Genomic DNA, 13,257 nt, shown 5'->3' with positions numbered 1-13,257 from the left:
GGCCGCCCGACCACGGCGGTCCAGCACGGTCAGACCTTGCGGATCACCGTGACAACTTTGCCGAGAATCTGCGCGTCATTGCCTGGAATGGGTTCGAACAGCGGGTTGTGCGGCATCAACCACACCTGGGACCCGGTGCGCTTGAATGTCTTCACCGTGGCCTCGCCGTCGATCATGGCGGCCACGATATCGCCGTTGTCGGCCACATTCTGCTGTCGCACGACCACCCAGTCGTTATCGCAGATGGCGGCATCGACCATGGACTGGCCGACCACCTTCAGCAGGAACAGCGAACCCTCGCCGACCAGTTCGCGCGGTAGTGGGAAGACGTCTTCCACGGCCTGCTCGGCCAGTATCGGCCCACCGGCGGCGATTCGACCCAGCACCGGCACGTAGGTCGGGGTCGGGTGATCGCTGTCCGGAGTTTCCGAGGCGACCGGGCGCAGGTGGGGCGCACCCGCCGCGGCGCGCATGGCCGTTTCGTCCAGACCCCGAACGTCCACGGCACGCGGACGATTGGGGTCGCGGCGCAGATATCCCTTACGCTCCAGGGCGCGCAATTGGTGCGCGACCGAGGAGGTGGAGGTGAGCCCGACCGCATCGCCGATTTCGCGAATGCTGGGCGGATAGCCACGATCGCTCACCGAGCTGCGGATAACCTCGAGCACCTTACGCTGACGGACGGTCAGATCCGCCTCCACAGCGGACGGTTCGGTGCTGTCATGGCCGACCGGTCCGTTGTCACCGTCCACGCCGCCGTGTTCGCTCACCGCCGCCGTCCTCCGTTCCCTGCTGTGTCTCACCGGAATTCGTAGCTACCGGATTCGTGTCTCGACTGTAGACCGAGCGCGGCCGCTGATCAAACATCTGTTCGACGCATGTCGCGCAAATAGTTCACTTTGTCGGTGCGGCGTGGTAGAAATTCGAACATCAGTTCTTCGAACACATGATCGAACCCGCTAGGTATATGCCAGTCCAAGTCCACCTCGGAGGTTTGTTCGATGCGCACAGTCGTCAGCGAATTCGACACCCTTGGAAGCGATCTCGGCTTCGACACCATCCCGCACACCATCCGCGCCAATTGGGCACCCGTGCGTGTCGAGGCCCCGACCCGGCCGGTTGCTGATCGGCGGCCGTGCAAGGTGCGGCCGCGCTCGGGTGTCGTGTCCTATGGACATGCGCGCGTCCGCCGCGACCGCGTTGTGGTGCGCGCCGAATCCGACACGCCGCGGGGTCGGCGATCGCTGAGTCGGATGCAGCGGGCGCAGGCCGGATTTGCCGCGCTAGCGGTCGCTGCCCTGGTCAGCGCCCTGGCGGTCACCGGCCTGATCGCGCTGGCGCAGCTGCGGTCCGGTGACTTCGGTTCGCAAACCGTGCCCTCGGAGATCGCCCCCGCGCTGCCGCGCTAGTGCGGGCAGCTCCTGCGGCGACTGGGGAAGGCCGCCGCGGGAGTGGAATGACGCGCCGATAGCCTGTTGGTAGCCGGTCTATCGATCGGGGCGGGCGGCCAGGCGGTGTGGCCGAAATTGTTGATCGCATCCTGCAACGTGTTGCTACGGTCCTCGGGATGTGACAGAGGCAACACCGCGCCGATCCGGGTGGATCGGCGGGAATCAGCAGGGGACTTCGCGATCGATGACACGCCGCACCAGCACACTCCGGATTCGATCCATGGTCCGGACCCTCGGATTACTCACCTGCTTCGCGGTCGGATTCGTTTCGGTCCCGACCACCCTGCCCGCACTACCCGCCGCGCACGCCGAAGCGGCGTACGCCGCATATCTGGATCTCCCGTCGATCAATGATGATGGCTCCGGTGGCGGCGGCTTACATCCCGCGCTGCCGCTCGACCCGTCGGCTCTGCGAGAGGCTGTAGAACAGGCCCGAGCGGCCGGAGTGCCGCCGAAGCGCTATGCGACCCTGCTGCACCAGCACTGGCTCGTGACCGCCACCCGCAATGCCGATATCGATCTGGCCGCGTGGGATCCGAACCGGGGCGTTCCCGCCAATAGCCGCACCTTCATCCAGGTGTATGTGAACTACCTGCGGCTCAATAATGAGCACCCGGACTTCTACTGGGTGGGCCTGGCCGGGCTGGCGGGCGGCTCGTTCGCTTCCGGCTTCTTCGATATGAGCGATGTCGGCCCGATCGTGAGCGTGCCGGGCGTCCATCAGGTCGGCAGTACCGTCGCCGATCTGCTGCGCGGCACGCCGGTCGAACTGCTGAATCTGCTGCCCTCCGATATCCGGCTGCTCGCCGCCGAGGGCGCTCGCCTGACCGCCGAGGATCTGTCCTGGTACCAGCAGCGGCTGATGATTATGCAGAAGCACATCTTCATCGACCAGGTGCCGATGCACGAGGCGTATATCGCCGAGGGACTCGCCGGTGTCGAGGAGATGTATCGGGCCGGGGTCCTGGACGAGAACGCGATCCTCGCCTGGCGCGGTATCGCGGCCGGGACGAGTGCGGGCCTGGCCGATGCGGCGGTGCGTATGACGGACCGGGAACAGAACCAGATCATTGCCGACCAGTGGGATGCGACCTCGAGCGGCCGGGGCGTCATGGGACGGGTGCTGACCTATGTCAGCACCCTCGCCGGTAAGGCCGCCGTACCGGGTGTCCGCGCGCCCGGCGTCTTCGCGCCCACCACGATCACCGCCGATGCGGATGGTCGCACCATATCGCTGCGTGCTCCGCTCCCGAATTTCAATTGGGCGGATCGCGAGACGCGCTGGCACTACATCACCAATGATCTGCTGCCGAACTACCTCGCCCTGGTCGAGAACGAGGCGGTCGCGAGACCCGTTCTCGCCGAACCCTTCCCGAATAAGCTGGCCCAGGGCCGACTGCTCATGCGGCTGCCGGATCTGCTCGCGGATATGAGCGCCGAGTGGCAGCTGACGGTCTGATCGCCAGGCCGGGCGCACGATAACTGCGTCCGGCCGGGTATCCTCGGATTGCTGAGGACCCCAGGCATCGACGAAGGATCCCGGATGCATTGCCCGTACTGTCGTCACCCGGATTCGCGGGTGGTCGACTCCCGTGAGGCCGAGGAAGGTACCGCCATCAGAAGGCGCCGTGCCTGCCCGCAGTGTGGGCGACGCTTCAGTACGGTCGAAACGGCGATTCTCTCGGTGGTCAAGCGCAGTGGCGTGAGCGAGTCGTTCAGCCGTGAGAAGGTCATCCGCGGTGTCCGCCGCGCCTGCCAAGGCCGCGAAATCGACGATGACGCGCTCAACCTGCTGGCCCAGCAGGTCGAGGACGCGGTGCGCGCCAAGGGCTCCCCGGAGGTCCCGAGCCACGAGGTCGGCTTGGCGATCCTGGGCCCGCTACGCGACCTCGACGATGTGGCGTATCTGCGCTTCGCCTCGGTATACCGATCCTTCAGTTCCGCCGAGGATTTCGAGCGCGAGATCGCGGAACTGCGCAAGCACCGCGAGGAGTCCGCGGTCGGCGTCACGGCGGACTGACTCGCCCGTGCCAGCTGCTCAGCGGCGAGTAGGCGGTGCCTTGCGGACGGTATCGATGGCTTTCTCGATGCGCTTGGCGGATACCGGATATGGCGTGCCGAGTTGCTGCGCGAACAGGCTGACGCGCAACTCCTCGATCATCCACCAGATTTCGATGACCTCACGGCCGTGCTTGCGGGCCTCCGGCAGGGCGGCGACGAGCCGGTCGTAGGCGGCGTGGACGCGGTCGAGTTCGACCATGGCCTGCCGATCGCGATTGGCGGCGGCGGGTAGCGCTACCAGTCGTACGCGTGCGGCTTCCAAGTAGCGAGGCAGCTCCCGCAGCCGGGTGCTGCCCCATTCGGAGACAAAGCCCGCGAACACCAGATCATCGAGCTGATGTACGACATCGTCACCGGCCTCGCGGTCGCGATTATCGGCCAGTGCCGATCGCAGCCGATGCGCTTCGGCGAGTACCGGCACCACCAGGCGCACGATCCGCGCCACCGTCTCGGTGAACTTGGGCCGCACCTGCTCCACGAGGGTCCGGAATTGCTCGGGGCTGCGGACCGGGCCGCCATTGGCCGCGATGAGTTCATCGGCGGCACAGGCTCTACAGTCCTCGAGCAGAGCGTCCAGGGAGCCGTACGGATTCTGGCTCAGCGCGAGCCGGTCCGTGGGCGGCAGACTCGCCGTCACGGTGCGCGGCGAAGTCTGAATGGCTCCCAGCAGCAGGGCTCGAGTTCCGGCGCGCATGGCAGCGGCCTGTTCACCGGGGGAGCTGAGCACCCGCACCGCCACGCCCGCGGGCTCGGCCACCAGCGCCGGGTATCCGGTAATGGTCTGGCCGCCGACCTGTCGCTTCACCGCGGCCGGGAGGGTGCCCAGCGATTCCGAGGTCCACACCGTGGCGGGCGCGCGTTCGGCGGCATTATTGGCACGGGCCACCGATTTCGACACCTGTTCGGCGAGCTTGGTTTTCAGCTCGGTGAGGCTCTTGCTGCGCGCCATGATCTCCCCGGCCGGGTTGGTGGCGGCGAAGGTCATGCGCAGGTGATCGGGAAGCCCCGCGGGATCGAGATCGGCGGGCGAGATGGTGATCGAACCCAGCTGTGACAGCTCCCGCGCCAACCCGGTGCGCAGCGGTTCCGCGCGCGGGGTCAGCCGCTCGAGCGCGGCGCGGGCGAAGTCCGGTGCGGGAACGACCATGCGGCGCAGCGTTTTCGGCAGCGTCTTGATGAGCGAGACCACCAGTTCCTCGCGCATACCCGGCACCAGCCAGTCGAAGCCGACGGCGCGCACATGCGCCAGCTGCGCGACTGGAATGTGCAGTGTCACACCGTCATCGGCCTGCCCGGGCTCGAATTGGTAGGTGAGCGGGAAGGTCAGCTCACCCTGGCGCCAGCTGTCCGGGTAGGCGGTCGGATCCAGCAGTGCCGCATCCTCATTGACAATGGTGGAGGCGGTGAAGTCCAGCAGATCGGGATTCGTTCGCTGTTCCTTCTTCCACCAGCTGTCGAAGTGGCGCACCGACACCACATCGGACGGCAGGCGCTCATCGTAGAAGCCGAACAGCACCTCATCGTCGACGAGAATGTCGCGACGGCGGGCGCGGTGCTCGAGATCGGCGACATCCTCGAGTAGATCCCGGTTGCGCTGGAAGAATTCGTGCCGCGTCTGCCATTCGCCCTGTACCAGGGCATGTCGAATGAACAGCTCCCGCGACAATTGCGGGTCGATGCGCCCGAAGTCCACACGCCGCTGCGTCACCAGCGGGACGCCGTAGAGCGTGACGCGCTCGTATGCCAGGGCCGCGCCGCGCTTACTTGACCAATGTGGTTCGGAATAGGTGCGTTTCACCAGATCCCCGGCGAGCCGCTCGGCCCACTCGGGTTCGACGCGCGCGGCCATCCGGCCCCAGAGTCGCGAGGTCTCCACCAGTTCGGCGGCCATGACCCAGCGCGGCGGCTTCTTTGCCAGCGAGGAGCCGGGGAAGATCATGAACTTGGCATTGCGGGCACCCAGGAATTCGCGCGACTCGGCCTCACGGACACCGAGATGCGAGAGCATGCCCGCCAGCAGCGCCTGATGGATCGAGGTGGTGTCCCACGGCATCGCCTCGTCAGCGGCGAGCTGTGCGACCTGCGCGGCCGAGCGATCGGGTCGTTCACCACCGGAGTTGCGCGCGTTCCGACCTCGGCGCCGCCGCCCGCCGTCCTCGGGCGTGGCAGTGTCGGAGGTGTTCTCACTTCGCGGCCGGTCGACCGCGTCCGTGGACCAGCCGAGCCCCCGCGTGATCGTGCGCAGCTGCCCGTGTAGGTCCTGCCATTCCCGAATACGCAGGTAGTGCAGGAACTCGTCGCGACAGACGCGGCGGAACTGGTTGGATGACAGCGCTTTCCGCTGCTCACCCAGGTAGTCCCAGAGCCGTAGGTAGGCGAGGAAGTCCGAGCCCTCCACCGTGAACCGGGCATGCTTGGTATCGGCGGCCTGCTGGTGTTCGACCGGCCGTTCCCGCACATCCTGAATCGACAGTGCCGCAACGATCTTCAGTACATCGGCGAGTGTGCCATTGCGATTGGCCTCCACCAGCATGCGCGCCATGCGCGGATCCACCGGCAACTGTGCCATTTCGCGGCCGACCGCCGTGAGCACCAGGCTCGCGTTCGGCTGCTTCGCCGACTCCGCCTCGGAGCGGCGGGCCAGTGCGCCCAGCTCCTCCAGCAGCGCGACGCCATCACGAATGGCGCGGTTGTCGGGGGCCTCCACGAATGGGAAGCTCTCGATATCGCCGAGACCCAGCGCCGTCATCTGCAAAATGACGGCGGCGAGATTGGTGCGCAGGATCTCCGGTTCGGTGAAGGTGGGCCGCGACTCGAAATCGTCCTCGGAGTACAGCCGAATCGCGATACCGTCCGCCACCCGGCCACAGCGCCCGGAGCGCTGCCGCGCCGACGCCTGCGAAATCGTCTCGATCGGCAGTCGCTGCACCTTGGTGCGCATGGAGTACCGCGAAATACGCGCCGTGCCAGGATCGATGACGTAGCGGATACCCGGCACGGTCAGCGAGGTCTCGGCGACATTGGTGGCCAGTACGACCCGGCGGCCGGTGTGCGCACTGAACACCCGGTGCTGTTCGGCCGCCGAGAGCCGCGCGTACAGCGGCAGGATCTCGGTGCGCGAAAGCTTCAGATCGCGCAAAGAGTCGGCGGTATCCCGGATTTCGCGTTCACCGGAGAGGAAGACCAGGATATCGCCGTCGCCCTCGTGTTGCAGCTCCCGCACCGCGTCGGCGATCGCGTCGGTCGGATCGCGGTCGACGATCTCGGTGTTCTCGTCATCGGCGTCATCGGAGGTGAGCGGAACCTCCAGGGCGAGTGGCCGATATCGGATCTCCACCGGGAACGAGCGCCCCGACACCTCGACAATCGGTGCGGGAGTGCCCTTCTCGTCACTGCTCGGGTCATCTGTGTGCTTCGCAAAGTGCCGCGCGAACAACTCCGGATCGATGGTCGCGGAGGTAATGATGAGCTTCAGGTCGGGCCGCCGTGGCAGCAGCTGCTTGAGATAGCCCATCAGGAAGTCGATATTGAGGCTGCGTTCGTGCGCCTCGTCGATAATGATCGTGTCGTAGCGGCGTAGCAGCCGGTCACGCTGGATCTCGGCGAGCAGAATGCCATCGGTCATGAGTTTGACCAGTGTGCGGTCGGAGGCCTGATCGGTGAAGCGGACCGTATAGCCGACCACATCACCCAGGTCGGTACCGAGCTCCTCCGCGATACGTTCGGCCACCGTGCGGGCGGCCAGGCGGCGCGGTTGGGTGTGGCCGATGGTGCCGCGAATACCGCGCCCGAGTTCCAGACAGATCTTGGGTATCTGGGTGGTCTTTCCGGAGCCGGTCTCACCGGCCACGATCACGACCTGATTGTCGGCGATGGCTTTGGCGATATCGTCGCGCCGGGCGGAGACGGGTAGCTGCTCCGGATAGCGGATGGTCGGCACCGCATCGCGGCGGTTGGCGACCCGCTGCGCGGCGGAGTCGATATCGGCTTCGAGTTGGCTGAGGTCTGTGCCGCGGGCCTTGTCGAGTCGGCGACGCAGTCGGTATTCGTCGCGGATCGAAAGATCGGCCAGGCGGGTACGAAGCTCGCGGGCGGTGGCGGCTGTCCTGGTCATTGCATCAACCAGCGTAGCGAAGTCTTTGCCCGCTTTCGTCGTCGGCGCTGGCAGAGAGCGCCGTCACAGCTTGCCGATCGGTTGCCAACGCGGCGAATATGCGCGATTTCGACGCCGCACTGTGCGACGATCATGATCATGATCGCCAGATCAGGGACCCCGCTGTGGATTCGGTTGGCGCGGATTGCGTTCGGAGTGCTCGCAATCGTCGCGCTGGTGTGGATTCCGGTGCGCAACCTCGACGTCGCGTCCTTCTCCGCCACGAACTACTTCAGCTACTTCACGATCGAGTCGAATATTCTCGGCGTGATCGTGCTGCTCATCGGTGGTCTGCGCGATCCCCGATCGCATGGCTGGCAGCTGGTGCGTGGGGCCGTCACCCTCTACCTGGTGATCACCGGCATTGTCTACGCGGTGCTCCTGGCGAATATCGACGTCATGCTGCAGGACGATTGGGTCAACACCGTCCTGCACCGGCTCATGCCAATCGTGCTGCTGGTGGATTGGCTGCTGGTGTCGGGACGGCTGACATCGAGTGCCCGACTGATCGGCCTGTGGCTGATCTACCCCATTGCCTATGGCGTGTACACCCTTGTTCGCGGACCGATCGTGGACTGGTATCCGTACCCGTTCCTCGACCCGCGCGGTCAGGGCTACCTGTCGCTGTCTCTCGGGCTGGTGGTGCTGGTGGTGGTCTTCGCGCTGCTGGCCGTGGCGGTGGCATCGATCGACGGGCTACTCGGCGGCTGGATCGGATTGTCACGCAACCAGGTCGGGAAGCACGCCAAATCGGACAACACCTCGTCCGCACCGTAGTCGCGGAGCGTGTCCGCGCTGAACCCGCCGGTGGCGACCGCCAGACTGAACGCGTCGGCGGCCCGCGCCGCATCCACATCGCCGGGATGATCGCCGACGTACACCGTCGCCGCGTGCTCACGCAGTGCGCTACCTTTCGCCGCCGCCCAGAGCCCGCCCTGGATCACATCGACCGGTAGCTCGAGGAATTCGACCGTGGCCACGGTGTCGCGGTGATTCTTGGCCGAAACGACCATGGTCCGGCCACCGGCCACGCGGACTGCCTCCACCGCCTCGCGCGCCCCGGGCATGGCCTTGCTGGCCGGAACCGCGATATCCGGATACAACTCGCGATACCGCTCGACCACGGCGTCCACCCGATCCGCCGGGAACCAGTTCGCCATCTCCATTTCCAGCGGCGGACCCAGCCGCGAAGTCACCAGGTCGACGTCGATGAACACCCCGGTCTCCGCGGCGATCCGGGCGTAGCAAGCCCCGATTCCCGCCCGCGTATCCGCCAGGGTCATATCGAGATCGAAGCCCACCATCACGGTGATCAGCCTAGGGATCGGGTCATGAACACGCTGTGCGGGTCCGCGGCGTAGTCGGCGAAGGGCCCGCAGTGGCTGAACCCGTGCCGCTCGTAGAGACGCACTGCGGGCAGGTAGAAGTCGGCGGCTCCGGTCTCGAGACTCAGCCGTTCGTATCCGCGGGTACCCGCCTCGGTGATGATGTGGCGTAGGAGCTGTCCGGCAATGCCGCGCCCCTGCGCCGCGGCGACCGTGCGCATGGATTTGATCTCACCGTGGGTGGCGTCCAGTTCCTTGAGTACGCCGCAGCCCGTGAGAGTGTCGCCGTCCCATACCGACCAGACGGTGACCTCGGGTTTGCGCAGCCCGTCCAGATTCAGCGCGTGCATGCTGTCCTCGGGAGAGTTATCGCCCATCTCGACCACATGAGCCTCGAGCAGGGCGATTACCCGTGGGTCGGTGAGGTTGTCGACAGCGATGCGCATGCCGGTCAGATTAGTCGCAGGAGTTCTGTGCCCGAATTCGGGCAGGAAAGTTGTCGCAACCGGCATTCGACTGTCTAGGGTGGTCCGCGTGCCTGCTACCGATGGACCGCCGCGCGATCTGGTTCGGCATGTCGCCGGGTCGACCGGACTGCCCATTGCCGTCGCGGCCCGGGTGGTCGCGGATGTGATCGCGTACTTCGGTGAGACGACCGATGAGTACGTGCGGCGGCGGCATGCGGAGCTGCGCGGACGCGGACACAAGAACGCGGAGATCTGGGCCGAGCTCGCCGATGAATTGGCGGCCCGGCCGGTGCGGGCGGGCGCGCTGACCGAACGGCAGCTGCGCCGGCTCGTGTACGGGTGAGTGCCGGGGCCGGCTGAACCAGCCGGGCGGAACCAACCACGGCTTGAATACTGAACGGGAGAGCGTATGTGCGGAATCGTCGGCTATGTCGGTCATAAATCGGCGACACCGATCCTGCTGGAGGGGCTGCGGCGACTGGAATACCGCGGTTACGACTCGGCGGGTATCGCGGTACTGCACCGCGGGCGGATGAAGGTCACCAAGGCGGCCGTACGCGTCGACGAACTCCGCGACCTGGTCGGCGACGGCAGCCCGGGGACCATCGGTATCGGCCACACCCGCTGGGCCACCCACGGTCCGCCGTCGGAGGCCAACTCGCACCCGCATTTCGATACCGCCAAGCGAATCGCGGTGGTGCACAACGGTATTATCGAGAATGCCGATGTGCTGCGGGCCAAGCTCACCGGTGCGGGCGTGGTGTTCGCCTCCGAGACCGATACCGAATGCATCGCACATCTGGTGGCCGCCGCGATGGAGAGCGGCGCGGCCACCCTGGAGGACGCGGTCCGCATCGCACTCACCGAGATCGACGGCGCGTACGGCCTGGTCGTCCTGGATCTGCGCCATCCCAATGAACTGGTGGTGGCCCGCAATGGCAGCCCCATCGTGCTGGGTATCGGCGAGGGCGAGATGTTCGTGGCCTCCGATGTCGCGGCCCTGGTGCGGCACACCCAGCGGGTGGTGTTCCTCGACGACGGCGAACTGGCCACCCTCACCGCCGACGACTTCCACACCAGCACACTGCAATCGGTGCGCACCGCCAAGACCCCCACCACCGTCGCGGTCGACGACGCCGACTACCGCCTCGGCGGCCACGACGATTTCATGCACAAGGAGATGGCCGAGCAGCCCGACGCCATCCGCCGCGCCCTGCTCGGTCGCCTCGACGAGCGCTTCTCCACCTCACGATTGGATGGACTGCGCCTGGATGCCCGTGAGCTGCGGGCGATTCGGCGGGTGAAGTTCCTCGGCTGCGGATCGGCCTACTACGCGGGCCAGCTCGGTGCGAGTCTGGTGGAGGAGCTGTCGCGACTGCCCGCGGATGCCGAACCGGCCTCGGAGTTCCGCTACCGCAATCCGGTGGTCGAGCACGACACGCTGTATGTCGCGGTCAGCCAATCCGGGGAAACCGCAGACACTTTGGCGGCGGTGCAGGAGCTCAAGCGCAAGGGTGGCCAGGTTATCGGCGTCGTCAATGGCGTGGGTAGCGCCATTGCCCGTGAGTGTGGTCGTGGCGTCTTCCTGCATGCCGGACCGGAGGTCTCGGTCGCCTCGACCAAGGCCGTCACCAATATGAGCGTCTGCTTCGCCCTGCTGGCAACACTGCTCGGTCGCGTCCGCGATCTCGGTGTCGCCGACGGCGCGCGCATGGTTTCGGCGCTATCGGCCCTCCCGGACCATGTGGCCGCGGTACTGGCTCAGGATGATGAAATCGCCGCCGTGGCAAGGAAATTCAAGGATGCGCGCCGCATGTTCTTCATCGGCCGTGTCCGCTGCTGGCCGGTGGCCCGGGAGGGTGCGCAGAAGCTCAAGGAGATCTCCTACGTCCACGCCGAGGCGTACCAGGCCTCCGAGCTCAAGCACGGCCCGCTGGCCTTGATCGATCCGGATATGCCGTCGGTGGTGCTCGTCCCCGATGACGAACTCCTCACCAAGAACATCGCCACCATCGAACAGATCAAGGCCCGCGGCGGCCCGGTTATCGCGGTCACCAATGCCGATCTGCCGGAGGGCTTGGCGGACGCGGTGATTCGTGCCCCGCGCATCACCCGTGAACTGGACCCGATTCTGCTGACGGTGCCATTGCAGATGTTCGCCTACCACCTGGCCCGGGAACTCGGCCGCGATATCGACAAGCCGCGCAATCTGGCGAAGAGCGTCACTGTCGAATAGCGGTCTGCGGTACCGGATTCAGCGCAGCGCCAGGGCCAGGAAGAAGTCGACGCGGTCTTCGAGACGCGACAGATCGCGTCCGGTGAGCTCCTCGATGCGCTGGATCCGGTACCGCAGCGTATTGACGTGGACGTGCAGCATCTCCGAACATCGGGCCCAGGACCCGGACAGCTCCAGGAATGTCTCCAGGGTCCGGACCAGGTCGGCGCGATTGTCCTTGTCGTAACTGCTCAGCGGGTCGATCAGCCGGACCCGGAACATTCGGCGGACCTCATCGGGGACGCTGGCCAGCAGCATCATGTGGGTGGCCAGTTCGTCGTGCCGGACCACATTGGTGGGGTTGGGGCGTTCGGCGGCCATACGGCGCGCGTAGCGGGCCTCCTCGACCGCACCACGCAGGCCCTCGCCGTCGACCGCGCCGCTGATGCCCACCGATAGCCGACTGCCCTGCAAACCCGGCTCCAGGGCCTCCACGGCGCGGTGAATGCGGTCGGTGAGGGCGGCGTCGTCACCGCGCGGGACCAGCACGATGGCCTCACCGTCGACGACACCGGCGGCGGGGCTGCGGCCGTGCAGGATTTCGCGCAATAGCGCGCGCAGCTCACGAGGGCGGACAGCACCGGAATCGGTGGTCGCCGCCACCGCGAGATAGCGCTCCGACAATGCGAGCCCGGTGAGTTCGAGCCGGGAGACGATCTCGGCCGGTTTGGCGTCGGAGACGATCAATTCGATCAGGTCCTGGGCGAGCCGCCCCTCGGCGCTCTGCCGGTCGTCCTGGCGGGCGTGCTCGAGCGAGACGACCGCCGCGAGTTCGCCGACGAGCGCGCGGCGCTCCTCCGGCCAATCCTTGTAATCGCCCGCGAAGACCAGGCACCAGTCCGCGACCCGGGAGGTGCCGTCGGCATCGACGGCGAACAGCGAATACCGCGTGCCCTCGACCGTGTGCGTATGTGGCAGCCGCCGGGCCCCGAGGAAGGCCGCGCACAGTTCGGGCGGCGGCGGCTGGGCCGGACCGGCGAGCACCCGGCCGGTCGACGACACCACCCAGCAGGGCATGCCGAGATTGCGTTCGACCAGTTCCAGCACCGATCCGAGGCCGTCGCCCGACACCAGTCGGCGGTGCTGATCCAGAATCGCGGAGAGATCGGCGGCCCGCCCGGTCGAGAGCTTCCGATTGACCTGCTCGGTGACCGTCGCGAAGGCGATGTGTTCCGGCACCCGGAACAGCGGGACGCGGTGGCGGCGGCAGGCGTCGAGCAGATCGGCGGGCGGTTCGCCGAAGAGGGCGTCACCGGCGGCCAGTCCGGCCACCTTGGCGCGGGCCAGCGCGGAAACGAACGACTCGCTATCGGCGGGTTCCAGCCGCCACTGCAGGCCGCTGAGCACCAGTTCACCACCGGAGAGGTAGCGGCTCGGGTCGAGCATGTCGGTGGTGACCACCCAGCGCACGAACCGTTCCAACTCGTCCTCACCGGTGACGAGTTCCAGGGGGCCGAGGTCGGCCATGGCGAGCAGGGAGCGCAAACGCATGATTGCCGAGGCTAACAGCAGGTGACATCCGAGT

The 13,257-nt window shown here is 66.6% G+C and carries 10 protein-coding genes and 1 pseudogene; 6 read left to right on the top strand and 5 right to left on the bottom strand.

The features are described from left to right. Positions 1 to 29 precede the first annotated feature (29 nt). Positions 30 to 752: a transcriptional repressor LexA gene (gene lexA / locus NU1_RS37745; RefSeq protein ID WP_067529068.1), complete on the bottom strand. Its 723-nt coding sequence runs from the start codon at positions 750 to 752 to the stop codon at positions 30 to 32. A gap of 249 nt (positions 753 to 1,001) precedes the next feature. Between lexA and NU1_RS37740 the strand changes: the two genes are divergently transcribed. From NU1_RS37740 to nrdR, 3 genes are all read left to right on the top strand, one after another. After that, positions 1,002 to 1,409: a hypothetical protein gene (locus tag NU1_RS37740; RefSeq protein WP_067529045.1), complete on the top strand. Its 408-nt coding sequence runs from the start codon at positions 1,002 to 1,004 to the stop codon at positions 1,407 to 1,409. 262 nt (positions 1,410 to 1,671) lie between these two features. Beyond that, positions 1,672 to 2,910 (top strand): hypothetical protein, encoded by a 1,239-nt coding sequence (locus NU1_RS37735; protein ID WP_245720496.1) that lies wholly within the window; start codon positions 1,672 to 1,674, stop codon positions 2,908 to 2,910. An 84-nt stretch (positions 2,911 to 2,994) separates the two neighbouring features. Then, the gene (gene nrdR / locus NU1_RS37730) at positions 2,995 to 3,471 is read left to right on the top strand and encodes a transcriptional regulator NrdR (RefSeq protein ID WP_067529043.1); all 477 of its coding nucleotides are present in this window, start codon (positions 2,995 to 2,997) and stop codon (positions 3,469 to 3,471) included. A gap of 18 nt (positions 3,472 to 3,489) precedes the next feature. Here the strand turns inward: nrdR and hrpA are convergent, their stop codons facing one another. Then, positions 3,490 to 7,626: an ATP-dependent RNA helicase HrpA gene (hrpA, locus tag NU1_RS37725; RefSeq protein ID WP_067529042.1), complete on the bottom strand. Its 4,137-nt coding sequence runs from the start codon at positions 7,624 to 7,626 to the stop codon at positions 3,490 to 3,492. 138 nt (positions 7,627 to 7,764) lie between these two features. Here hrpA and NU1_RS42920 point away from each other — a divergent pair, with 138 nt between their 5' ends. Beyond that, the gene (locus tag NU1_RS42920) at positions 7,765 to 8,442 is read left to right on the top strand and encodes a Pr6Pr family membrane protein (RefSeq protein ID WP_067529067.1); all 678 of its coding nucleotides are present in this window, start codon (positions 7,765 to 7,767) and stop codon (positions 8,440 to 8,442) included. Between the two features lie 26 nt (positions 8,443 to 8,468). Here NU1_RS42920 and NU1_RS43660 read toward each other — a convergent pair. Next, positions 8,469 to 8,969: pseudogene (locus NU1_RS43660) on the bottom strand (HAD family hydrolase); the annotation flags it as partial. 8 nt (positions 8,970 to 8,977) lie between these two features. After that, the gene (locus NU1_RS37715; protein ID WP_067529041.1) at positions 8,978 to 9,436 is read right to left on the bottom strand and encodes a GNAT family N-acetyltransferase; all 459 of its coding nucleotides are present in this window, start codon (positions 9,434 to 9,436) and stop codon (positions 8,978 to 8,980) included. A gap of 88 nt (positions 9,437 to 9,524) precedes the next feature. Between NU1_RS37715 and NU1_RS37710 the strand changes: the two genes are divergently transcribed. Beyond that, positions 9,525 to 9,800, top strand: coding sequence for a hypothetical protein (locus tag NU1_RS37710; RefSeq protein ID WP_067529066.1), 276 nt, complete (start codon positions 9,525 to 9,527; stop codon positions 9,798 to 9,800). A gap of 66 nt (positions 9,801 to 9,866) precedes the next feature. Next, on the top strand, positions 9,867 to 11,693 hold the full coding sequence (glmS, locus tag NU1_RS37705; RefSeq protein WP_067529040.1) for a glutamine--fructose-6-phosphate transaminase (isomerizing): 1,827 nt from the start codon (positions 9,867 to 9,869) through the stop codon (positions 11,691 to 11,693). An 18-nt stretch (positions 11,694 to 11,711) separates the two neighbouring features. Here glmS and NU1_RS37700 read toward each other — a convergent pair whose 3' ends face one another. After that, entirely contained in the window at positions 11,712 to 13,223 is a 1,512-nt protein-coding gene (locus NU1_RS37700) for a PucR family transcriptional regulator (protein WP_067529039.1), read from the bottom strand. Positions 13,224 to 13,257: the final 34 nt, after the last annotated feature.

The sequence above is a fragment of the Nocardia uniformis NBRC 13702 genome, assembly GCF_001613345.1.
Lineage (GTDB): Bacteria > Actinomycetota > Actinomycetes > Mycobacteriales > Mycobacteriaceae > Nocardia > Nocardia uniformis.
Note: the sequence above shows the minus strand (reverse complement) of the source record. Positions and strands in the feature narration are given on the sequence as shown.

What these genes read in the sequence shown, in the direction of transcription:
- NU1_RS37740 (WP_067529045.1), top strand. Translation starts at nt 1,002, where the DNA reads ATGCGCACAGTCGTCAGCGAATTCGACACCCTTGGAAGCGATCTCGGC.
- NU1_RS37735 (WP_245720496.1), top strand. Translation starts at nt 1,672, where the DNA reads ATGGTCCGGACCCTCGGATTACTCACCTGCTTCGCGGTCGGATTCGTT.
- nrdR (WP_067529043.1), top strand. Translation starts at nt 2,995, where the DNA reads ATGCATTGCCCGTACTGTCGTCACCCGGATTCGCGGGTGGTCGACTCC.
- hrpA (WP_067529042.1), bottom strand. Translation starts at nt 7,626, where the DNA reads ATGACCAGGACAGCCGCCACCGCCCGCGAGCTTCGTACCCGCCTGGCC.
- NU1_RS42920 (WP_067529067.1), top strand. Translation starts at nt 7,765, where the DNA reads ATGATCGCCAGATCAGGGACCCCGCTGTGGATTCGGTTGGCGCGGATT.
- NU1_RS37715 (WP_067529041.1), bottom strand. Translation starts at nt 9,436, where the DNA reads ATGCGCATCGCTGTCGACAACCTCACCGACCCACGGGTAATCGCCCTG.
- glmS (WP_067529040.1), top strand. Translation starts at nt 9,867, where the DNA reads ATGTGCGGAATCGTCGGCTATGTCGGTCATAAATCGGCGACACCGATC.
- NU1_RS37700 (WP_067529039.1), bottom strand. Translation starts at nt 13,223, where the DNA reads ATGCGTTTGCGCTCCCTGCTCGCCATGGCCGACCTCGGCCCCCTGGAA.